24 protein-coding genes are annotated in these 23,174 nt (G+C 38.3%); 9 read left to right on the forward strand and 15 right to left on the reverse strand.

Going from position 1 to position 23,174, the window contains the following annotated elements; translation table 11 throughout:
* Window positions 1–167: 167 nt before the first annotated feature.
* On the reverse strand, window positions 168–677 hold the full coding sequence (locus tag AC04QZ_RS21460) for a hypothetical protein (RefSeq protein WP_478359410.1): 510 nt from the start codon (window positions 675–677) through the stop codon (window positions 168–170).
* A 156-nt stretch (window positions 678–833) separates the two neighbouring features.
* Between AC04QZ_RS21460 and pgi the strand changes: the two genes are divergently transcribed.
* The 7 genes from pgi (at window position 834) to AC04QZ_RS21495 (ending at window position 8,879) form a co-directional block, all read left to right on the forward strand.
* Complete coding sequence (gene pgi, locus AC04QZ_RS21465) at window positions 834–2,480, forward strand: glucose-6-phosphate isomerase (protein WP_478359411.1); 1,647 nt, start codon at window positions 834–836, stop codon at window positions 2,478–2,480.
* 172 nt (window positions 2,481–2,652) lie between these two features.
* Window positions 2,653–3,966: a M16 family metallopeptidase gene (locus AC04QZ_RS21470; protein WP_478359412.1), complete on the forward strand. Its 1,314-nt coding sequence runs from the start codon at window positions 2,653–2,655 to the stop codon at window positions 3,964–3,966.
* Window positions 3,967–3,999: 33 nt separating this feature from the next.
* On the forward strand, window positions 4,000–6,078 hold the full coding sequence (locus tag AC04QZ_RS21475) for a M16 family metallopeptidase (protein WP_478359413.1): 2,079 nt from the start codon (window positions 4,000–4,002) through the stop codon (window positions 6,076–6,078).
* A 387-nt stretch (window positions 6,079–6,465) separates the two neighbouring features.
* Window positions 6,466–6,834, forward strand: a complete 369-nt coding sequence (locus AC04QZ_RS21480) for a hypothetical protein (RefSeq protein ID WP_478359414.1) — start codon at window positions 6,466–6,468, stop codon at window positions 6,832–6,834.
* A 59-nt stretch (window positions 6,835–6,893) separates the two neighbouring features.
* The gene (locus AC04QZ_RS21485; RefSeq protein ID WP_478359415.1) at window positions 6,894–7,436 is read left to right on the forward strand and encodes a YceI family protein; all 543 of its coding nucleotides are present in this window, start codon (window positions 6,894–6,896) and stop codon (window positions 7,434–7,436) included.
* A 6-nt stretch (window positions 7,437–7,442) separates the two neighbouring features.
* Window positions 7,443–8,390: a DUF5777 family beta-barrel protein gene (locus AC04QZ_RS21490; RefSeq protein ID WP_478359416.1), complete on the forward strand. Its 948-nt coding sequence runs from the start codon at window positions 7,443–7,445 to the stop codon at window positions 8,388–8,390.
* 36 nt (window positions 8,391–8,426) lie between these two features.
* Entirely contained in the window at window positions 8,427–8,879 is a 453-nt protein-coding gene (locus AC04QZ_RS21495) for a QcrA and Rieske domain-containing protein (protein WP_478359417.1), read from the forward strand.
* Between the two features lie 54 nt (window positions 8,880–8,933).
* Here the strand turns inward: AC04QZ_RS21495 and AC04QZ_RS21500 are convergent, their stop codons facing one another.
* Genes AC04QZ_RS21500 through AC04QZ_RS21510 form a run of 3 tightly spaced genes read right to left on the reverse strand, consistent with a single transcriptional unit; the run spans window position 8,934 to window position 12,167 of the window.
* On the reverse strand, window positions 8,934–10,076 hold the full coding sequence (locus AC04QZ_RS21500; RefSeq protein ID WP_478359418.1) for an ABC transporter permease: 1,143 nt from the start codon (window positions 10,074–10,076) through the stop codon (window positions 8,934–8,936).
* Window positions 10,076–11,212: a glycosyltransferase family 2 protein gene (locus AC04QZ_RS21505; protein ID WP_478359419.1), complete on the reverse strand. Its 1,137-nt coding sequence runs from the start codon at window positions 11,210–11,212 to the stop codon at window positions 10,076–10,078. The genes AC04QZ_RS21500 and AC04QZ_RS21505 overlap by 1 nt, the downstream gene beginning before the upstream one ends.
* Window positions 11,190–12,167: a hypothetical protein gene (locus AC04QZ_RS21510; protein ID WP_478359420.1), complete on the reverse strand. Its 978-nt coding sequence runs from the start codon at window positions 12,165–12,167 to the stop codon at window positions 11,190–11,192. Before AC04QZ_RS21510 ends, AC04QZ_RS21505 begins: the two co-directional genes overlap by 23 nt.
* Before the next feature lie 41 nt (window positions 12,168–12,208).
* Here AC04QZ_RS21510 and ruvC point away from each other — a divergent pair, with 41 nt between their 5' ends.
* Window positions 12,209–12,796 (forward strand): crossover junction endodeoxyribonuclease RuvC, encoded by a 588-nt coding sequence (gene ruvC, locus AC04QZ_RS21515; RefSeq protein ID WP_478359421.1) that lies wholly within the window; start codon window positions 12,209–12,211, stop codon window positions 12,794–12,796.
* Window positions 12,797–12,931: 135 nt separating this feature from the next.
* On the opposite strand, the gene AC04QZ_RS21520 is transcribed toward ruvC, so the two are convergent.
* The 3 genes from AC04QZ_RS21520 to AC04QZ_RS21530 form a co-directional block, all read right to left on the reverse strand.
* Window positions 12,932–13,825 (reverse strand): DUF4349 domain-containing protein, encoded by an 894-nt coding sequence (locus AC04QZ_RS21520; protein WP_478359422.1) that lies wholly within the window; start codon window positions 13,823–13,825, stop codon window positions 12,932–12,934.
* Between the two features lie 523 nt (window positions 13,826–14,348).
* Window positions 14,349–14,567: a hypothetical protein gene (locus AC04QZ_RS21525; protein ID WP_029278686.1), complete on the reverse strand. Its 219-nt coding sequence runs from the start codon at window positions 14,565–14,567 to the stop codon at window positions 14,349–14,351.
* A gap of 57 nt (window positions 14,568–14,624) precedes the next feature.
* Complete coding sequence (locus AC04QZ_RS21530; RefSeq protein WP_478359423.1) at window positions 14,625–15,392, reverse strand: 5'-nucleotidase, lipoprotein e(P4) family; 768 nt, start codon at window positions 15,390–15,392, stop codon at window positions 14,625–14,627.
* 174 nt (window positions 15,393–15,566) lie between these two features.
* Here AC04QZ_RS21530 and AC04QZ_RS21535 point away from each other — a divergent pair, with 174 nt between their 5' ends.
* Window positions 15,567–16,199: a PKD domain-containing protein gene (locus AC04QZ_RS21535; RefSeq protein ID WP_478359424.1), complete on the forward strand. Its 633-nt coding sequence runs from the start codon at window positions 15,567–15,569 to the stop codon at window positions 16,197–16,199.
* A gap of 59 nt (window positions 16,200–16,258) precedes the next feature.
* On the opposite strand, the gene AC04QZ_RS21540 is transcribed toward AC04QZ_RS21535, so the two are convergent.
* The 8 genes from AC04QZ_RS21540 to AC04QZ_RS21575 all read right to left on the reverse strand — a co-directional run bounded on the left by AC04QZ_RS21540 (window position 16,259) and on the right by AC04QZ_RS21575 (window position 23,124).
* Window positions 16,259–17,386, reverse strand: coding sequence for an ATP-binding protein (locus AC04QZ_RS21540; RefSeq protein ID WP_478359425.1), 1,128 nt, complete (start codon window positions 17,384–17,386; stop codon window positions 16,259–16,261).
* 201 nt (window positions 17,387–17,587) lie between these two features.
* Window positions 17,588–18,484, reverse strand: a complete 897-nt coding sequence (atpG, locus tag AC04QZ_RS21545) for an ATP synthase F1 subunit gamma (RefSeq protein ID WP_478359426.1) — start codon at window positions 18,482–18,484, stop codon at window positions 17,588–17,590.
* A gap of 73 nt (window positions 18,485–18,557) precedes the next feature.
* Window positions 18,558–20,132 (reverse strand): F0F1 ATP synthase subunit alpha, encoded by a 1,575-nt coding sequence (gene atpA, locus AC04QZ_RS21550; protein WP_055912900.1) that lies wholly within the window; start codon window positions 20,130–20,132, stop codon window positions 18,558–18,560.
* A 139-nt stretch (window positions 20,133–20,271) separates the two neighbouring features.
* Window positions 20,272–20,811, reverse strand: a complete 540-nt coding sequence (gene atpH / locus AC04QZ_RS21555; protein WP_086547935.1) for an ATP synthase F1 subunit delta — start codon at window positions 20,809–20,811, stop codon at window positions 20,272–20,274.
* A 61-nt stretch (window positions 20,812–20,872) separates the two neighbouring features.
* Complete coding sequence (locus AC04QZ_RS21560; RefSeq protein WP_478359427.1) at window positions 20,873–21,367, reverse strand: F0F1 ATP synthase subunit B; 495 nt, start codon at window positions 21,365–21,367, stop codon at window positions 20,873–20,875.
* Window positions 21,368–21,454: 87 nt separating this feature from the next.
* Window positions 21,455–21,667: an ATP synthase F0 subunit C gene (gene atpE / locus AC04QZ_RS21565; protein WP_025144011.1), complete on the reverse strand. Its 213-nt coding sequence runs from the start codon at window positions 21,665–21,667 to the stop codon at window positions 21,455–21,457.
* 42 nt (window positions 21,668–21,709) lie between these two features.
* Entirely contained in the window at window positions 21,710–22,840 is a 1,131-nt protein-coding gene (atpB, locus tag AC04QZ_RS21570) for a F0F1 ATP synthase subunit A (protein ID WP_086547937.1), read from the reverse strand.
* 14 nt (window positions 22,841–22,854) lie between these two features.
* Window positions 22,855–23,124 carry a hypothetical protein gene (locus tag AC04QZ_RS21575; RefSeq protein WP_478359428.1) on the reverse strand — a complete coding sequence of 90 codons (270 nt, stop codon included), beginning with the start codon at window positions 23,122–23,124 and terminating at the stop codon, window positions 22,855–22,857.
* Window positions 23,125–23,174 lie beyond the last annotated feature (50 nt).

Consider the following 23,174-nt stretch of genomic DNA (forward strand, 5'->3'; position numbering starts at 1 on the left):
AAGGTATCAATTTTGGTTACACCATCTTTTTCACAAGAAGAAAAAAAGAAACAACAAAAAAACAGGCAGCATGTTGCCAATATTGAGAGCGCTCTAAACATATTTTATAAAATTTTCCGAAGATAATTATTTAAAAGCACTCAGTAAATAATTATCTTCAACTGTTTTTACCCAAACATCCCCTTCAGTTTATCCATAATACCGCCGCCACCGGTTTGGCCAGGTTGCTGTGCCTGCCCGCCACCATTAAACATCCCGATTACATCACTCACATCAAATTTACCATCATCACCACCCAAACTTCCCAACACATCTTTGATGTTAAAAGCACTATCGTTCGGGTCATTTGTTTTTTGCGTAAACTTGGCTATTAGGCCAGGAATAATACTTGCCGCCAAAGACTTTGCGGTATCGGCATTAATGCCCAGACCACTTAATTTATCTATAAAACTCCCCGAAGCCTGCGCGACAACCTGAGTACCTTCTGCCTTGTTACCATTAAATATATCCGTTAATGCGCCAATATTACCTGATGATACCTGGTCTTTCAGTGTATCGAAAATCGAACCCGACGCAGCCCGAATTACCGCTTCATTGTGTTCGTTCGGAATAGCAGTATTGTTTACAACACTCTCCTGTACGTTTTCACGCACCATTTCATTTAAATTTTCTAACATAACGTAGAATTAAAGGTTAAAATAATAGATGAACTAACAGGGACGGTGTATTAAAGTTAAGTGGTTTAATCGACATTAAAAATTCTTATTGATTTAGAACATTAAAAAGACCATTTTAAATTTTTGCTTTATTACTTTTACAAAAAAACAAAGATTATGTTACCTAAAGTAAATTTCACAGAAACAGAGGCCTACAAGTATTTAGCCGATCATTTTATAGATATTAATCAAAAAAGCATTAAAGATCTTTTTGCTGAGGATGCAGATCGTTTCAATAAGTTTTCTGTTTTTTTTGAGGATATTCTGCTGGATTACAGCAAAAACCGCATCAGCGATGAAACATTGGCATTATTGATTCAATTGGCACGCGAGTGTAAATTGGACGAAGCGATAAAATCGATGTATAACGGCGATAAGATTAATGAAACCGAAGACCGCTCCGTGCTTCATATTGCCCTTCGGAATTTAAGCAATACCCCAATTTTTGTTGATGGCAAAGATGTGATGCCCGAAGTAAATGCGGTACTGGCTAAAATGGAGAAATTTAGCAACAGCATCATCAGCGGCGAATGGAAAGGCTATACCGGCAAAGCCATTACTGATGTGGTTAATATCGGTATCGGTGGGTCAGACTTAGGTCCCGTAATGGTTACCGAAGCTTTAAAGCATTATAAAAACCACTTAAACATTCACTTCGTTTCGAATATTGATGGCACACACATCGCCGAAACCTTAGCCGATTTAAATGCCGAGACCACATTATTCTTAGTCGCATCAAAAACTTTTACGACACAGGAAACCATGACGAATGCACACTCTGCCCGTACATGGTTTTTAGATAAAGGTGGAAAAGAAAATGATATTGCTAAACACTTTGCAGCTTTATCTACCAATGCCAAAGATGTTTCGGCTTTTGGTATCGATACCGAAAATATGTTTGAGTTTTGGGATTGGGTTGGCGGTCGTTACTCATTATGGAGCGCTATCGGCTTATCCATCTCCTTAAGTATAGGTTTCGATAATTTTAAACAATTGCTGGCTGGTGCACACGCAACCGACGAGCACTTTAAAACTGCCGAATTCGAAAGCAATTTACCGGTAATTTTAGGTTTGTTAGGGGTTTGGTACATTAATTTCTACAATGCAGAAACACAGGTTATTTTACCATACGATCAGTATATGCACCGTTTTGCGGCTTATTTCCAACAGGGAGATATGGAAAGCAACGGTAAACATGTTGATAGAAACGGGAATGAGGTTGATTATGAAACCGGACCGATTATCTGGGGCGAACCTGGAACAAATGGCCAGCATGCCTTTTACCAGTTAATCCACCAGGGTACCAGAATTATCCCTGCCGATTTTATTGCTCCGGCACAGAGTTTAAATCCACTGGGCGATCATCACCCGATCTTACTATCTAATTTCTTTGCACAAACTGAAGCTTTAATGAACGGTAAAACCGAAGAAGAAGTAACCGCCGAGTTAAAGAAAGAAGGTAAATCAGCTGCAGAGATTGAAAAAATTGCGCCGTTTAAAGTATTTGAAGGCAATCGTCCAACAAACTCTATATTATTGAAAAAAGTAACGCCATATACCTTGGGTAGCTTAGTAGCCATTTACGAGCATAAAATATTTGTTCAGGGAATTATCTGGAACATCTTTAGTTTCGATCAGTGGGGCGTAGAACTTGGCAAGCAATTGGCCAAAAAGATTCTTCCCGAACTGGCTGGCAGCGAAAAAGTTTCGAGCCACGATAGTTCTACCAATGGCTTAATTAACCAATACAAGGCCTGGAGATAAAAATATATTAAAAAAAGCGAGTGTAAATACTCGCTTTTTTTTGTTTAAATCCATAATTTAGGCCCATCCTTATTATTCTTCACGCTAGTGAAAAATCCAAATTAACTTATTTAATGAAATAGTTGCTCGCTTTCGCTTTTGATTATTTCTAATCATTAAAAACAAATTATCTATGAAAAAAAGAATTCTTTTTGCTTTGGCCATTTCCGGTCTGTGCTTAAGTGCTTCTGCCCAAAAAGTACAGTTTACGGAATTCGACCTGGACAATGGTCTCCATGTCATCCTACACCAAGACAAAACCGCTCCCGTTGTTGCCGTTTCAGTAATGTACCATGTTGGCTCTAAAGATGAAGAAACCCAACGTACAGGCTTTGCCCACTTTTTCGAACATTTATTATTTGAAGGTTCGAATAATATCAAAAAAGGTGAATTTATGAAATTAGTGAGTAGTAATGGCGGACAGAACAATGCCAATACCTCTCAGGACCGTACTTTTTATTACGAACTTTTTCCTTCAAACCAACTGGAACTCGGTTTATGGTTAGAAAGTGAAAGAATGTTACACCCGGTAATTAACGAAGGCGGGGTAAAAACGCAAAACGAAGTAGTAAAAGAAGAAAAACGTTTACGCATAGACAACTCACCATATGGAAAATTTACAGAGAAAATTTTCGGGCATTTGTTTGCTGGTCATCCTTACCGCTGGCAGCCAATTGGCTCAATGGAGCATTTAGATGCCGCAAAACTGAGCGAGTTTATTGCTTTCTTTAAAAAGTATTATGTGCCTAACAATGCGGTTTTAACCATTGCCGGCGATTTAGATATAGAGAAGACTAAAGCTTTAGTAAAATCATACTTCGCCGAAGTACCTAAAGGTGCACCAATTGTACGTCAGGAATTCAAGTTACCAGAAATTACCAAAGAGATTATCGATACCGCTTACGATGCGAATATTCAAATCCCAGCCATCTTCGCGGCTTATCGTGTACCAGGCATGAAGAGCAAAGAGAGCAAGGTATTAGGTATGATCAGCTCTGTTTTATCAGAAGGCGGAAGCTCGAGATTAAGCACTAAAATGGTCGATCAAAAGAAAACAGCCTTACAGGTTGCTGCTTTTAACTATTCGCTTGAAGATTACGGCGCTTACATCACCCTGGCATTACCCAATAAAAATACACCGCTTAACGATTTATTAAAAGATATCGATGAAGAAGTTTTACGTCTTCAAACCGATTTAATTAGCGAAAGCGACTATAAAAAACTGCAGAATAAATTCGAAAACAACTATGTAAGTGCAAACAGTAAAATGTTAGGCGTTGCCGAAAATCTTGCAGATGGTTATACTTTCCATGATAAGGATACAAACGATATCAACAAGGAACTTGAGGTCATCAGATCCATTACCCGCGAGGAGATTAGAGACGTTGCTAAAAAGTACCTGAACAAAAACCAAAGAGTTGTATTGTATTACTTACCTAAGAAATAAGCTGACCGCTTTTTCATTTTAATTATTAAAAACATGAAGAAATTATTCATTATAGCTGCAGTTTCCTTATTGGCTCAAGGTATTTCAGCACAAACTATAGATCGAAGCCACAAACCAAAACCAGGTCCAGCGCCTGTTATTACTGTTGGCGATCCTGTTATTTATAAATTAGCAAATGGCATTACTGTTTTGGTGGTAGAAAACCATAAACTGCCAAAAGTATCGGCCAGTTATAGTATCGATGCAGGTCCTATTACTGAAGGCGCAAAAGCCGGCGTTGTTGGTTTAATGGGCAATATGCTGAATGAAGGAACCACCACCAAAACAAAAGCTCAGTTTGATGAGGCGGTAGACCAGCTGGGTGCAGATGTAAGTGCTGGTGCCAATGGCGGGAGTGTTTCTGCTTTAACCCGTTATTTCCCTCAGGCATTTGCTTTAATGGCAGAGAGCATCCGTAAACCTGCTTTCCCCGCAGAATCTTTCGAAAAACTAAAATCGCAAACCATCACTGGATTAAAATCGAATGAGAAAAGTGCAAAAGCCATTTCAGCACGTGTTGTAAACGCATTGGCTTATGGCAAAAATCATCCTTACGGAGAGTTTGAAACCGAAGCTTCTATCACAGGCATTACTTTAGATGACGTAAAAGCAGCTTATAAGAAATACATTACCCCATCAAGAGGTTATTTAACCTTTGTAGGCGATATTAAACCGGAAGCAGCCAAAGCTTTAGCAGAGAAAGCCTTTGGCGATTGGAAAGGAACTGCATTAACTTTACCAGTACTGACTAAAGTTGCTAATCCTGCCAAAACCGAAGTTGATATCATTAATGTGAGCAACGCCGTTCAATCGGAAATTACCGTTGTAAACTTAATCGACTTGCCAATGAGCAGCCCTGATTATTTTCCGATTTTATTGGCCAACCAGATTTTAGGTGGTGGCGGTGAATCGAGATTATTTGATAACCTTCGTGAGAAACATGGCTTTACTTATGGTGCGTATTCGAGCACAGGTTCGGGTCGTTTCCAGTCTAAATTTTCGGCCAATGCTGCGGTTAGAAATGAGAAAGTCGACAGTGCAGTAGTAGAATTTTTAAGAGAAATTAACACCATTCGTACCACAAAGGTAACTGCTGATGAATTACAAAATGCGAAAAACCTTTTCAACGGATCGTTTGCTCTGGGTTTAGAAAATCCGGCCCGTACTGCAGGTTTTGCGAGCAATATCTTGATTAATAACTTACCCAAAGATTTTTACCGTACTTATTTACAAAAGATTAATGCGGTAACAACCGACGATATTTTAAGGGTAACTAAAAAATACTTTAACCACGACAATACACGTATTGTTATTGTAGGCAAAACCGACGCATTTGCAGCAGGTTTAACTAAAGCAGGTTTTAAAACACAGGTTTATGATAACTATGCAAATTCGGTAAAAGCAACCGAAACTGCTGCTGTACCAACAGCTGCACCTGCAGAAATTATCAAAAACTACATTAAAGCCATTGGAGGTGAAGAAGCCATTAAAAAAATCACGTCATTACAGCAAAATGGTGAAATGGAAATGCAAGGTCAAAAACTTACAGTTACCATCAAAAATATGGCGCCTAACTTAAGCAGCATGGAAATTTCTATGGGAGGTCAAACGGCGATGAAACAAGTTTACAATGGCAAAACTGGTTATGCGATGCAAATGGGTCAAAAAGCCGATTTAACGGGCGATGATCTGGCTGAAAAGAAAGATGATAGAGGTTATGGTGGTCAGCTATATTATGCCACTGATGGAACTAAAATTGAATCTGCAGGTACTGCCAAAGTGGGTACTGCTGATGCATTTAAATTAAATATCACTTCTCCTTCAGGCAAAAAGAAAACTGAATATTACGACACCAAATCGGGCCTGCTTTTAAAAGATGAGAGCACCACTACCAAAGGTGGAGCTGAAATTAGCCAGGCAACGGAATATTCAAACTACAAGAAAGTTGGTGATGTATTATTTCCGTTTACTTTAACCCAATCGGTGGCAACCCCACAAGGTTCACAGGAGTTTTCAGTTGTAATTAAAGATATTAAAGTTAATCCGCCATTAAAGGCTGAAGATTTTAACTAGGTTTTAGACATAATTTATCTTGAAAGCCGTCCTGATGTAAAAATCGGGGCGGCTTTTTTTTGTGTTTTTTTTTATTGCAGGCAACCAATTCAAAAAAGTGTACGTAACGATTAAGATTTCAACAGAAATTACTTAAAAACCTTTGGTTGCTGTAAAAACAGTTATGGTTTTTGAATAAACAAAACATTAATCTTTAAAAAATCGGATATGGCTGCAAAAAAACAAGTTATCGCAATTCTATTTGCTGTATTTCTGATCATGCTGTGCATATCAGTAAAAGCAAAAACTAATTCAGACGTGAAGGCAAGAATTTCAATTGCGCCACATACCAATCGAACATGATATAGAAATGAATCTACCACCAATTTTAATCTTAACTAAATACCTATGAAAAAACAAAATTCTATCTTTTTACTAGCCACCATTACCGCCTTGCTTTTTGCCTGCTCAAAAAAACAGGCAGAGGAATTAAAGCCAGAAACACCAACACCCAATGGTCCAACACCTGTAACCACGGCGAATGTAACCTACACTAATTTTAGCGGGGCACTGTTTCAAACCAAATGCAATAGTTGCCATGGGCCAAATGGGGCCATGAAAGGTGTATGGGCATTAAACGGATTAGCCTCCATAAAAAATGATGCCCGCGTAGCTAATGCGGTTTTGGTTACTAAAACGATGCCCAAAGGCGGCTCTTTAACCACGAACGAGAGAGCATTACTACAAGCCTGGGTTGATAAAGGTATGCCGGAATAATAAATAAAGATTAATGCTAAAATCAGATGGTTTCATTAAAAATTTAAACAAATACAGCTATGCAAAAATTACTTTTCACCTTAATAACCTTGTTATTATGTACCGGTATAAAAGCGCAGATATGGACAAGTAAAAATGTAACTTCTTCATTTTTCTCTTCAACACCTGTAGAAGATATTGATGCGTTGAGCAAAACAGGCGCTTCGGCCATTAATATCAAAACCAACGAGATCATTTTCAAGATCAACAATACTTCTTTTCAATTTAAAAAGAAGTTGATGCAGGAACATTTTAACGAAAACTATATTGAAAGCGATAAATACCCCACTTCAGATTTTAAAGGAAAAATTATAGAACAAATTGATTTTTCAAAACCGGGCACTTATCCAATCACCATTAAAGGAAACCTGCAAATTCATGGCGTTACCAAAGAATATCAGGTCAAAGGTTCGCTGGTGATTACAGCTGATGAGGTGAGGGCAACTTCAGCATTTAATGTGAAACTTGCTGATCATGCTATCAAAATCCCAACAATTGTTTTCAATAAAATTGCAGAAATAGTGCTGGTAAAAATGACCGCAACTTATCAACCTAAAAAATAAAACCTTATGAAATATCATCTGAAATCTCTTACATACCTATTTATTATTGGCTTGCCAACTTTGGCTTTCGCCCAGGATTCGCTTGAAAATGCACTGAAGATGCCCATTGAAAAGAAAAATGTAAGCGCAACTTTTAAGGCCACTAAACTCATTAACATCCAAACCAATGAAACCATTTTTAAAAACGAATTGGATTTTAGGGTAGACCACCGGTTTGGAGATATAGCTGGCCATGGGGGTGGAATTAAAAACTTTTTTGGTCTGGATCAATCAACGGATATCCGCATCGGTTTTGAATATGGAATCAGCGATAAACTTTCTGTAGGCTTAGCCAGGGCAAAAGGCGCTGGAATAGTAACTCAGTTATATGAAGGAAATTTAAAATATCGCCTGCTAGAACAAACATCCGATGAGAAAGTTCCAGTATCGGTCACATTATTTGGCAGTACCACCATTGCGGCGGTAAAAGCCTCAACTGATCCAACAGCCGTGAATGCCTACAGCGAATTTCAAGACCGTTTAACCTATGTAGTTCAAGCCATAATTGCCTGTAAATTCAATTCAAACTTCTCGATGCTGATCATGCCCTCGTACATCCATCGTAATTTTACTGTTTTTGGCGATCAGAACGATATGCTTGCCTTATCGGTTGGTGGCCGTATCAAAATCACCAAACGCATGGCTTTTGTTGCCGATTATACCATTCCGTTCAGGGATAAAGCTAAAAAGGCTTATCTGGAAAGCACATTGGGAACACAATATTACAAAACGCTTGGCGCCGGACTGGAGTTTGAAACTGGGGGGCATATTTTCCACCTTAATTTTACCAACGCCACTGCCATACAGGAATCGCAATTTATTACCGATACCAATACTTCCTGGCTTAAGGGACAATACCGTTGGGGTTTTAGTATTGCCCGAAGGTTTTCCTTCGATAAGAAGAAAGCAAAGTAGATCAAATTCAACCAAATATAAATTAACTAAACAATTATGGAACGTAACGAATTTATCAAATCATTGGGACTGGGTGTTGCCATGGTTTGTACCGGAGCTTGCTTTTCGGCTTGCGGTAAAAAAAGTGATTCACCAGAACCCGACAAACCTAATGGCGGGGGTGTTCCTTCAGGTACTACCGCAAGCGTAGATCTGAGTACGCAGTTACTCGCTGTTGGCGCATCCATCACTGTAAACAGCATATTGTTTATCCGTACAGCAACAGGAAATGCCAGTACCTCATTTGTGGCTACACAAGCCGTTTGTCCACACCAGGGTGGCGCATTAAGTTTTATCCAGGCCAGCAATTATATTCAATGTGGCCTGCATAGTTCGAGGTATACAACTTCGGGAAGCATTTTAGCCCAACCGAATGATGGTGGCACCACAAGTGCACTAAAAGTTTATCCGATTACGGTTTCAGGAAATACACTGACTGCCACAGCGTAAATTTTTGTTTTTGAGGGTAAAGCAGTATCGCAGTTGGTACTGCTTTTTTTATAATTAAACGGTTACGTTCTGTCCTTTTACATCAAAGGCATCGCGTAAGCCTATGGCCAGTACATTAAAGGCATAAACCGTAAACATAATGGCTAAACCAGGCAAAACAGCCAGATAAGCGGCATCCATAATGATATAACCATAATGCTCCTTGATCATACTCCCCCAACTGGGCATCGGTGGCTGGGCACCAAAACCTAAAAAGCTGAGGCCGGTTTCTAATAATATAGCTGAAGCGAAATTGGAAGAGGCCACCACTAAAATCGGGCCTGCAATGTTAGGTAAGATATGTTTGATAATGGTCCTGCTCGTGCTGAAGCCCAAGGCCCTTGCTGCCTCCACAAATTCTACCTCTTTTAAAGCCATTACCTGCCCGCGTACCAATCTGGCTACATCTACCCAGGTGGATAAGCCCACCGCAATAAAAATCTGCCAGAAACCTTTACCCAAAGCAAATGATATCGCTATAACCAGCAGTAATGATGGCAGCGACCAAACAACATTCATAAACCAGCTAATCGCAGCATCTACACGGCCACCAAAATAACCTGCTATCGCACCTAAACTCACGCCAATAAAAAGGGAGATCAGCACAGCCATTAAACCTACCGATAGTGAAACACGGATACCTAAAATTAACCGGCTCAATAAATCACGTCCGTAAATATCTGTTCCTAAAATATAAGTTTGTTTGTAGATGTTATTTTTTTCGAAAAGCGCTTGAGGTGTACCCATTTTCGACGGCAATACACAAGAGGTGCACAAGTCCTTGAGTTCGTACCTCGTTTCTTTGGCTTTTTCATCGTCGCCGATATATTCCTGTACAAAAACGGCTTGATCTTTTATCTGATATGAAGTAATTGGGATACTTTTAAAAGTTGGTGTTTGCCCATTTAACATTCTTTCGAAAAAGTTAAGCTTTTCTACTTTTGGGTTTCTGCTGACAATTAAAAAAGTGAATGTACTGCCGGGTTTCTTTTTATTTAACTGAAGCGTCTGAACATTGGCATTTGGAGAATCATCAGGCATAATGAGGTAGCCCAGAATGCCCATCACCATTAAAAGTAAAATAAAAACCAATCCGCCGAAAGCAAATTTATTCCGTTTAAACTTTAACCATACTTTTTTTGATGGGCTATTATCCATTATCTAACCATTCTGCCTTTCCAATTATATTTGCCGCTGTTTCCTGCAATGCCGATGTAAACCATATAAAGTACATGCAGCACATTTAAAACCGGTATTAAAATGAGTAAACTACGTCTTTTTGCAAAGCCGGTTACATCCCATAAAAATAATGTTTCTAAAACCATTTTAACCAATAATTGATAAAATGTGATCGCTAAAAAGCCCGGAACAAAAAGCCCGGTGATAAAATTTGCGAGAATAGAAAGATTAAAAATCCAAATCAGTACCCCCAATACGATAATGGCTTTGTTTTTATAACGGGTGCTTTTCGAGGCCCATCGTTTGCGCTGCTGTATAAACGAACCTAAAGTTTCTTTGGCATGGGTGTACACAATGGCTTCCCTGTTTTTGAGGAAACCAATCTGATCTGGATATTTGGCTGCAATTTTATGCAATAGCAACTCATCATCGCCCGATGCCAGATCATCTATTCCCTGGAAGCCACCAACCTCATAAAAAGTTGCTTTTTCGTAGGCCAGATTTGCACCGTTACAGGTAGAGGGTTGCTTGTTTCCAATGGTAGAGGCACCTAAGCCAATCAGATATAGAAATTCTAAAGATTGCAATCGCTCAAAGAAACTTTTCTCCTGAAAGTAAGCTACAGGAGAAGAAATCATTTTATAGTTTTTCTGCTCGTACAGGTTTACAATGGTCGCCAGCCAATCGGCTCCCATCCTGCAATCGGCATCTGTAGTAATAATCAGATCGCCGGAGCAGCTTCCTATTGCGGTTTGAATGGCTTTCTTTTTGTATGAATTTAAGGCCCTGTCTTCATTTAGCCTGATCAGTTTCACATTCCTGTCCGCATAACTCAATACAATTTCGCCGGTACGATCGGTAGAGTGATCATCAATAATAATAATCTCAGTTAAAACTTTAGGATATTGCTGCGCAATCAGGTCATCAATGGTTTTGGTAATGTTCGCTTCCTCATCCCTTGCAGCAACGATAATGGAAACTTTGGTTTGGGGATCTGATTTTTGAGGCGTAAAATAGATCAGGTTATGCCATCCCCTGATAAAATTAAGGACCAAAAAACCATAAATTAAGGTTAAAGCAGCGGATATAAGACTAATTAGATTTAAGATTTCCAAAAAAATTGAGTTTAAAAACGAAATAAGTGCCTAAGATAGCAGGAATTATAATATTTATGAGCCAAATACTTGCAGTACATGCAATAACCGCTACATGTTGATCGGTTACATGTTTGAATAATTCAACCGCCGTAACACTTCTGATGCCTACATCAAAAAGATCTAAAGAAGGCAATGCCGATTGAACCAAAAAGAGCAAACAGGTCATCATTATAATATCGGCATAATGCAAACCCGGGATCAACCAGATAAACAAAATGAAATATTGCGAACTAAATACCAGGTAGCGCGCAAAACAGTATACAATGATTTTAAACAGTTCTCTTTTTCGGTAGCGGCCCAAAATGCTGTAAAATTTCTTGTATTTCCTGGTGAATTTAATGGAGAGCAAAATCCCGTTCAACCAGCGGATATTAAAGTAAAAGACCAGGAAAAACAGGCAGAAAAATACGGCCAGAAATACCACTGCAATAAACAGCACATGATCGATCGGGATAAACCGGTAAACAAAAAAACAGGCTGCAATAGCGCCAAAAACATTGGTTAGTACCAATTGACCGATACTGCCAACACTCATGGCTACAATGCCCACAATCCTTCTTTTAGGCGAAAGGAAAAATACCCTTCCGCCATACTCCCCTAGCCTGTTGGGTGTAAAAATGGCCAGTGTTAATCCGCAAAATACCGATTCGATGGCACGGTAAAAGCTAATGGGCTCAATGTGGCTCATGAGGTATTTCCATTTTCCGGCCTCTAAAAACCAGTTTACAAACATCAGTAACACCACGATACCGATTACCGTAATAATTTCTGTTTGAGGAATATCTTTTAACAGTGTACTGAAATCGTGAAGATTTTTATTCGCCACCAGCTTATGGTAAATAAACCAAAAAGCAAATATGACGATTGCAGCTTTGATGAGAAATGATAATATTTTTTTGTTCTTGCCTGTCAAGATTATCTTTTTAGTTTGCAAATATGCTTAATATTGCTGTAATGTTGAACGAAAAAAAGGAACGGGTTATTATGGGCATTGATCCAGGCACGGCGGTGATGGGTTATGGCGTAATTTTAGAGAAGGGAAATAAAACAGAACTGATTAGTTTAGGGGTGGTAAAGATGACCCATTTAGATGATCCATTTCTTAAGCTTCAACGGATATTCGAAAAAACAGTGGTTTTGATCGATCAGTATAAGCCTGATGTTCTGGCCATCGAAGCCCCGTTCTATGGTAAAAATATTCAGGTATTATTAAAACTTGGCCGTGCGCAAGGCATTGCTATTGCAGCCGCCCTGTCGAGAAATATCTCGGTTACCGAATATTCCCCACGAAAGATCAAACAATCGATTACTGGTAGCGGCAATGCCACGAAAGAGCAGGTGGCGGCCATGTTGCAACGCTTGTTAAATTTCAAGGAAACGCCAGAGTTTTTAGATGCAACCGATGGTTTAGCCGTAGCGGTTTGCCATTCCTTTCAGAAAATTACCACAGGTGGTAAATCTAAAACCTATTCGGGTTGGGAATCCTTTGTAAGCGATAACAAAACCAAGGTTAAAGGTTTGGCGGTTAAGGTGAAGAAATAGTTCCAAAAGTTCCCGTCACCCTTACCTGAGTTAACGAAAGCTACGAAGTAAATTTATTTCGGGGTCTATTGTTAAATGTATATTTTAAAATGGCCCGTGCGAACACGGGCCATGGAGCGATAATGAAATAACTGTTTATTGCCTGGCCTGATCGATCATGTTTTTGGTGGCCTCTTCCATCGCTAATTTATTTTTACGGATAAAATATTTTATAGTAAAGAAGATTGCAATACCCACCAGTATTAACATCCATAAATTAGAAATAGCAATTATAATCTCTTTAAATATGGTCCAGCCGTTTACAATACCTAACCAAAGCCTGTTTATAAATGCCGGACGGTAATCGTACAGATTGTCATTGGCAACAATCATCGTTTTAACCGTATTGTCCTGATAAAAATTAAGGGTAATGGTACTGAATTTTACGCGGCTATCGATTTGCATATTCTCGATTTTCTTATCCACATAATCATCTTTAATGTAAAGAGAAGATTCTACATTGGCACTTTTCTTTGTGGCTACTTTATTAATTTTTTCAATCGCATCAATCCTGTTCTGTGCCTTTAGTTTATTGGCGAGATAAGCGATACTCTGGTCATCCATTTTCATCGATTGGTTATCGACAAAGACAGCCATTTTTGCAATGGTATTGGTAAATTCGTCTAGTTTATCGGATGGAACCTTAGCCACCAGATATCCCTGTGTACGATAGGAGGTAATTTCTTTTAGCGAGTCGGTAGATTGTTTAACCTTATCGGTTTCCTGGATGGAGCTTTCGATAGAAAATTCAGCCACCGTTCCGCCTTCGGCTTTGATGGTTTTACTCAGCTGTTCTTTGGTCTTCTGCACATCCTTAACCCGAAACCGCATATCAGCAGTTTTGACAATTTTCTCTACAGCGGTACTATCTGAGCTTTCTCGGTTGAGCTCTCCATTGCTTACAACATCGGCGCCGGCGTAGTCTTTTTTTTCGGCGTTACAGCCAAACAGAGCCAAAATTATGGCTATAGCAATAATATTCCTTTTCATGATTTTGTGTGTTTAAATAAATAATCATTTTAAATATTTGCTTCAAATGGCCATAAGAAGTACAGCGTTTTGGTTAGCTTTTAACGCCGTGTTTTCCCTTAATACCAGAATTATATTTAGGTAACCCAATGTTGGGTTTGGAGTAGCGGGAAGGGAGTTTAAGGGGCAATTGTGATAATCCTCACCGTTTTTTGAAAAGCAGGTTACTGTGTGCATCGGTTCCGAAAGCCCTGCCATCCGCTTTACCTCTCTGCGTTCGGTGCCCGCTCCTGTCAGGCTTAAATTACCCGGGCAGCCCTTTCTATCCTAAACCCGATAGCAGCGAACACTTAGTGCAACGAAGTAAAGCGTATAGCGGGACTGCTTTAACCAAACTGCTTCTGAATTTGCTTTTCCAAAAAAATAGACACACTAATTTTAATTAAACCCATCAGGTTTTTGAAAGCTGATCGGTTTGTATGATAAAACAAAAAAGCCGGTCATGAATGAACATGACCGGCTTTATATTTTTATAGTAGAACGCTTATGCGTCTAATATTTTGAATACACCTTTAATGGCAATAATTGCACCGATGAACAAAACAATCCAGGATGCTAAAGATACTTGCCACGAATCGTAAGCGAAACGTGCGTAAGTACCCACCATGCAAACCAGTACACCAAAAATCATTAATTTATAAATTCCTGGCTGGTTAGCCGTTTTCATACTTTCTGTATTGTGCTTTAATTCGTTGTTCTCCATAATGTTTATTTTTATGATGCTGCAAAAGTAATACTTATTGCTGAATAATTATAAAACTTAGTAACTTTTTAATCGTTCTAATCTTTGTTTCGCTTTATCCTGATCATTCAGTTTTTCTCCCTGATACAAAGGCTTTTCCCAATCGCCGTACATTGGGTTTGGTAATACGATATACTTTGTTCCAAACAGATTCTGATTTGCGTTTACCTGCGCAAAGGTATTTTTATTTTCGCGATAAAAAATATTGCTGAAATCGCTTAAATTATCGCCACATAACAGGAGAATATCATGTGTTTCAGTAATTTTTTGGCGGCGTGGTTCTTTATTTGAAGTTCCTTTCGAGACGATTAAATGCGCATCGTCTGCATAGGGAAAGCCAAAGTGCTGCAGGTTTTTCAGTGTTGCATTATAATCCTTTTCATCGCGGTTACTCACATAAAAAGTTTCGATATGCTTTGATGCGGCAAACTTTAAAAAAGCCAAAGCACCCGGAACGGTATCGGCCTGCGCCAGATTGGTCCATTCGGCCCAGTCTTCAGGGGCATAACTTAGTCCTTTTTTAATTTCATGCCCCTGAAAAGCAGAATTATCCAAAACGGTTTCGTCAATATCAACAATCACACAATTTGGTTTTTTACTGGTATCGGCCCATAAAGCTTCTTTTAGCGATAAACGGGCAAAGTTATAAGCCTGAAAGCATAGTGCCCTATACTCGCCCGACGTTTGCTGCCAAAGCACCGCATTGGTATAATCTCTAGCCGGATTTTGAGCTGCAGCAACAAGTGGCAGTAAAAACGATATAATGATGAACAGGTATTTTTTCATGATTTGAATTAAAGTTCAAAGATATTAAACTCCTGTGATGCAGTATTCATTTAAACATCATAAATCCGATCGTCATCAATTCAGGGCAAAAAAATCGTGAATAATTTAATCTATTAACTTTTTAGTTATAGAAATTTATTAGTTTTGGGTACACACACAAATAAATCAATTACCATGAAATTTAAAAGTTTACTGGGGCTTACTATTGCCCTTTCTTTCCTTGCGGCCTGCAAGAAACAATCTACCCCAGAGATTAGTACAACCGATTTTAACATTAATAAAAAATCATTGTATTTACCCCAATCAATTGAGCTTAATGCAAAAGATGCAACCGCAGGTAGCAATTATATTTGGAATTATGGCGATGGAACTATTGAAACCAAAGGAAGTAAAACTGAACATCAGTACAAAACTTCTGGCATTTTTGAAGTGACTTTGACCGTTTATAACAAGACTAGTAAGATCAAAGTAAGGGTACTTCCCGGGGATATCAGTTATCAGATTAAAAATAACAGTACCTTCGACCTAGATCTGAATTCTTATGTCAACCTACCTGTTAATACAATAAGATCGGTATTAAAGCCAAACGGACTCTCAGATACTATTTACGTTAAATTACAGGCTACAGGAAATTTATTGCAGCTTACAAACATTAGTGGCATAGCGAAAGGAAAAGCTTTTCGTTTTGATGATATGTTTTGGCAAAAAGATTCTATGCATAACGTTCTCACAGTAGATAACGATACTAAAATTCAACTTGGCGCACATGGGGAACTAGGAATTAGTTCTACACTTGGGAATTTATAACAATCAGTTAAATCATAAAGCCTGTTCCTAACCGAAACGGGCTTTTTTGTTATAAAGATTTAACCATTCAAAAAGCTTGCCCGATCGGTTTTTGATAAGATTAGCGTTTCTGCTTCCGGATAAGCTTGTGTAAAAGTTGTAGGAATTTTATTTTTACCTCTTTCGTTCCATTTAAACTCAACAGCTAATAATTTATCTTTCGTTTTTTCAATATAATCGATTTCCTGCTGCTGTGTAGTGCGCCAAAAAAAGCAATCTGCTTCCATTTGATGCTGATGTAAAAACTTCATCCGCTCTGCAATCATATAATTCTCAAACAATGCACCTACATCATTTCTGTTTGCGATTGAATTAAAATTACGCGTGATGGCATTCACAATGCCGGTATCATAAAAATAGATTTTCTTATTCTTTTTGATTTCATTACGCACATTGCCTGCAAAGGCTGGTAAAGTAAAAATCACAAAAGATTTTTCAAGTAAATTGATGTATTTGTCTACCGTTTTCTGATCAGCTTTTACCAATTGAGCCAACTCGGAAAAATTTACTTCGCTCCCGATCTGCAAAGCCAAAGCTTTTACTATTTTCTCGAACAGTAAAGGCTTTTTCACTTCTTCCAGGGCAAATAAGTCTTTATATAAATAACTGTCGGCAAGCAACTTTAAATGTTCTTCAGCATTTTGAGGATCATTAATGATTTCGGGATAAGAACCGTAAATCAAACGTTGTTCTAAGGATCTTTCTTCGGTAAGAAAATCGGTATTGTTTATCAGTTCTGCATACGAAAAAGGCAATAACATCATTTCGTATTTTCGACCCGTTAAAGGCTCGTTAATCTTTCCTGACAACTCAAAAGCCGACGAACCTGTAGCAATTACCTGAACGTTTTTGAAACGATCTACAATAATTTTAATTAATAAGCCAACATCAGTGATCCGTTGGGCTTCATCTATAAAAAGTATTTCATAATTACCAAGCAGCTGCGCAATTTGTGTGGCATTGGGCCTGGCTAAAGCTTCCCTCACATCTGCATCATCTCCGTTCAGGTATAATGTCTTTTTATCCACTTTGGCCAGCAACTGCTCTACAAAAGTAGTTTTACCGGTTTGCCTTGGCCCAAATATAATAAACGCCTTGCCCTTAAAGAGCCTTGCAGAGGCATAATCCAATTGTTTCCTAACGATCATAGCAAATCTTTACCATACAAAAGTATAATAATTTTGGATTACAATCCATAAAAAACATAATAATTTTGGATTACAATCCGCAAAAAACATAATAATTTTGGATTTACTTTAACAAAGGTCATAAAAAAGCCCATTTCAATTCAGAAATGGGCTTTGGTAATTTTGACTGTTGACTAAAGGCTTCCGACTCTAGACTTGATCTTATCCGTTTAATGCTGCTGCACCACTTACAATCTCAGTTAACTCAGTTGTAATTGCTGCCTGACGTGCCTGGTTGTATGAAAGTTTTAAGGCTTTCAATAATTCTCCGGCATTTTCAGTTGCTTTATCCATTGATGTCATACGGGCACCGTGCTCAGAAGCATGAGAATCTAATACGGCTTTGTATAACTGAATTTTAATTGATTTAGGAATTAACTGCTCTACAATTTCTTCTTGAGAAGGCTCTAAGATATAGTCAACATTTGTTGTTTTCTTATCTGTTTTTAGATCAGCTGGCGCTTCTTCTGCTTTAGGTAAAGGCAACAACTGCTCCGTAGTAATAAATTGTACTGCTGCGTTTCTAAAGCGGTTATAAACTACTTCTACTTTATCAAACTCACCTTTAATAAAACCAGCCATAATCGCATCCGTAATTTTAGTTACGTTTTCGAAAGTTAAAGCCGAGTATACTTCGTTATTATTGCCAATAACGTTGTATTTACGTTTTTCGTAAAAATCTTGAGTTTTCTTACCGATAGAAATAATGCTCACATTACCGTTTTTCAACTGTTCGCTATATTTTTCAGCAATTAAATTGTTGGCCGCTTTAATTACGTTCATGTTAAAAGCACCAGCCAAACCACGGTTTGATGATACCGTAACAATTAAAACCTTATTGGGCTCACGCTCTTGGATAAAAGGTGATGAAGACCCTTCTAAACTTGCCGATAGATTACCTAAAATCTCTTTCAGTTTAGTTGCATAAGGACGTAAAGCGATAATTGCATTAGTAGCACGTTTCAACTTTGCTGCCGAAACCATTTTCATAGCCTTGGTAATCTGCTGTGTTGATTGTACCGATGCAATCCGGTTTCTTACTTCTTTTAAATTAGCCATTCTTTATTTGTGCGAAGAGCGTAGGGCGTAGCGCGCTTGGGTTACAAACGCTTTACGCCCTGCGCTTAGCTTTTTAATATTTACTTGAAATCTCTTTTGCTACTGTATCTAAAACACCAGTAATGCTATCATCAAATTTACCAGCTTTTAATGCAGCTAAAGTTTCTGGATGACGTAATTCCAATTGAGTTAAGAATTCAGTTTCAAATTCTTTAACCTTGTTAACCGGAACACTACGCATTAAGTTTTTAGTACCTGCGTAAACAATTGCCACTTGTTTCTCTACTGTAAATGGAGAGAACTGTGCTTGTTTCAACATTTCTACGTTACGTGCACCTTTATCTAATACCGATTTTGTTGCCGCATCTAAGTCAGAACCGAATTTAGAGAAAGCCTCTAACTCGCGGTATTGAGCCTGATCTAACTTTAAAGTACCTGCTACTTTTTTCATCGATTTGATCTGCGCATTACCACCTACACGTGATACCGAGATACCTACGTTAATTGCCGGACGGATACCTGAGTTGAACAAGTTCGACTCTAAGAAGATCTGGCCATCAGTAATCGAAATTACGTTGGTTGGGATATAAGCTGATACGTCACCTGCCTGAGTTTCGATAATTGGTAAAGCTGTTAATGAACCACCACCTTTAACGATATGCTTAATCGATTCTGGTAAATCGTTCATTGCTTTTGCGATATCATCGTTAGCATTGATTTTTGCAGCTCTTTCTAACAAACGACTGTGTAAGTAGAAAACGTCACCTGGATAAGCTTCACGGCCCGGTGGACGACGAAGTAATAAAGATACCTCACGGTAAGCTACAGCTTGTTTAGATAAATCATCATAAACAATTAAAGCTGGTCTACCTGTATCACGGAAAAACTCACCAATTGCAGCACCTGCAAACGGAGCATAAAACTGCATAGGCGCAGGATCTGCAGCCGAAGCAGCAACAACAACTGTATATGGTAAAGCGCCGTTTTCTTCTAATGTACGTACAATGTTAGCTACAGTAGAGTTTTTCTGACCGATAGCAACATAAATACAGAACACAGGCTGGCCTGCTTCATAAAATTCTTTTTGGTTGATAATGGTATCGATACAAACGGCAGTTTTACCAATCTGACGATCGCCAATAACCAACTCACGCTGACCACGACCGATTGGAATCATGGCATCGATTGCTTTAATACCAGTTTGTAAAGGCTCATTTACCGGCTGACGATAAATTACACCTGGTGCTTTACGCTCTAAAGGCATTTCGTAAGTTTCACCTAAGATTGGACCTTTACCATCTAAAGGCTCACCTAAAGTGTTCACTACGCGGCCAAGCATACCTTCACCAACTTTAATAGAGGCAATTTTTTTGGTACGTTTAATCGTATCACCTTCTTTGATCTCGTCTGAAGCACCCAAAAGTACCACACCAACGTTATCTTCTTCAAGGTTTAATACAATACCTTGTAGGCCGTTTGCAAATTCAACTAATTCTCCCGATTGAACTTTAGTTAAACCGTAAACACGGGCAATACCGTCGCCCACTTGCAACACGGTACCAACTTCTTCCAGTTCGGTTTCTGATTTGAAGCCCGCCAATTGCTGTCTGATAATTGCCGATACTTCGTCTGGTCTTACCTCTACCATAATTTTACTTTATATCTTTTTGTAAATGTTTAGTGCTTAGCGCATGGCGCTTGGCATTTATTCGCCATCCGCTTATCGCAATTCTTCTATTTGGCGTTTGGCGCACGGCGTTTTCCGCTATACGTTTATCGCCACGCGCTTACTGCGCAAATTCTTTTTTTAGTTTACTTAAACCGCTGGCAATACTTGCATCAAATTGCTTATCACCAACTTTCAATATAAAACCACCAATTAATTTTTCGTTAATTTTTTCGTTAACAATAACCTGGTTGGCGTTTAATTCTCTTTTTACAATCGCAACAATCTGCTCTTTAGCTGCAGGGCTTAATGCACTTGCAGTAGTTACATCAGCAGTAACAATACCTTTAATTAAGTTATATTGTTGAACGAACTGTTTTGCAGTGGCAAATAAAATTGCCGAACGGCCTTTGTTAACTACGATCTTGAAAAATGAGATGGTTAGTTTACTTACTTTATCAGCAAAAATACCGTTCAAAATACCTGTTTTTTTATCTAAAGGTACAATCGGGTTTTTTAATATTGCTTCTAGTTCAGGAGTTTCATCAACCACTTTTTCAAACAAAACCATATCATTATAAGATGCTTCCAGCGCATTGTTTTCAACGGCTAGGTCTATTAATGATTTGGCGTATCTGCTTGCAACTTTAATTTCTGACATATCTTTTGGGTTGGCGTTTAGCGGCTGGCGTTTAACACGCCTATCGCTTTACGCAATACGCTTAGTTTAATTCAACGTCTTTTAACAAGTTAGCTACTAAAGTTTCTTGTTTAGCTTTATCATCTAACTGCGTACGTAAAACACGTTCTGCAATTTCTAATGATAATGAAGAAACCTGGTCTTTAACCTCAGCTAAAGCTGCTTTCTTTTGGTTCTCGATTTCGATTTTAGCTTTCTCGATCAATTTAGTACCTTCAACCTGAGCTTGTTTTTTAGCTTCGTTTAAGATACCATCTTTTAAGGTTTTAGCTTCCTTCAAAATTTCGTCACGTTCTGCACGAGCTTGTTGCATCAAATCTTGATTCTGACTGGTTAAACGAGCCATTTCTTGTTTGGCCAATTCAGCTTTGTTAAGTGCCTCATCAATGCTTTGCTCACGTTCGTGAATTGCACCTAAAATAGGTTTCCATGCAAATTTTCTAAGTAAGATCAATAAGCAAATGAATGCTAACGACGTCCAAAAAACCAATCCTATGCTTGGGGTTACTAATTCCATTTTATCTAATTTTTAAAAACAATCTTTTTAATAGGGCTGGGTAAATAACCAATCGTTAAATACCCAACCTAATTTCTTCAGTGATTATTAACCGTTTAAGCCTAATAATGCAACTACCACACCGAATAAAGCAGCACCCTCAATAAGGGCAGCAGCGATAATCATTGCAGTCTGAATTTTTGATGCAGCTTCTGGTTGACGAGCAATACCTTCCATTGCTTTACCACCTACTTGACCGATACCGATACCTGCACCGATTACTGCTAAACCGGCACCAATTGCCGCGATTGAACCTACCATAACTAATTTAATTTATATTAATTTGTAAAAAATAGTTTTCTGTTAATGATGCTCTTCTACTGCCATACCAATAAATAAGGCAGTTAATAATGTAAAAATAAAGGCCTGTAAAAACGCCACCAGTAATTCTAACACATCCATAAACAATACGAATGCAACAGAAACCGGCGCAATAGCCAATGTTTCGAAAATAAAAATTAAGGATATTAAACTTAATACGATAATGTGACCAGCAGTAATGTTTGCGAACAAACGAACCATTAAAGCGAATGGTTTAGAAATGATACCAATTAACTCTACCGGAATCATAATCGGATACAACCAAAAAGGAACATCTGGTTTAAAGATGTGTTTCCAGTAATATTTGTTACCATTAATATTAACGATGATTAAAGTTCCCAAAGCCATTACAAAAGTTAAGGCAATGTTACCGGTAACGTTAGCGCCACCCGGGAAAATTGGAATCAAACCAAATAAGTTGTTGAATAAAATAAAGAAAAACGTCGTCAATAAATAAGGCATAAACTTAGCGTATTTATGACCGATGTTTGGTTTAGCAATATCGTCTCTCACGAAAATGATAATTGGCTCCATAAAAGATTGTAAACCTTTAGGTGCTTTACCTACACGTTTGCGATAAGAAGCTGCCACCGAAATAAATATTACCAGTATGACAAAAATCGCAACGAACATTGCAGCAACGTTTTTAGTAATTGAGAAATCTAAAACAGATTTACTCGCTTCCTCATCGATTTTTCCATCAGCACCAACCACTTTAATGTGGTCTTCTTCTAAACGATAGTTGTTGTATTTACCGTTATAATCATGTTCACCATGATGAAAGTGACCAGAAGAGAAAAACTCTAAACCATTAGCTGTATATAAAATTACCGGAAGAGGCAATGAAGTATGTCCCCAAAGGTGCCACATGTGTGAATCAGCAATGTGCTCCATGATCACTTTAGTTGGCTCGAATTTTTCTTTACCATGGTTAGCAGCGCCATGCTCACCAGAAACTGCTTCGGCAGATCCGGCTACAACGCTATCAACAGGAACAACAGCGCTATCAACCTGAGCGAAAGTATCAATTTTGATAGATAAAAACGCGATTAAAAGCGTAAAAACAATAGTTAGCCTTTTAACTTTAGACACAAAAACTCGGTTACAATCCATTTATTGGCAGTTTTTTACTTTAAATTTTGGTGGCGCAAGTTACGTAACAAACAGTAAATTTCAAAGGCCGTAAACAATAAATATAAAGAAAAAAAATTAAGCATAAATATTAGCCCAATTCCCTTCGCTTTTATACTGTAAATCAATACAAAAGCCATACAAAAAATCATCTTCACTGCAATTGATCCCATAATAGCCATCACACCTACTTCAGGATCACGTTTTATACCGATATCAACAAGCATATAAGCCACGTAAGTTATGCCGGCCAAAAAGCCAAACATCACCCAAAAGTTATTCACGAACAATTGTTGATTAGGAAATACGACAGGTA

Source organism: Pedobacter folensis (assembly GCF_056490665.1).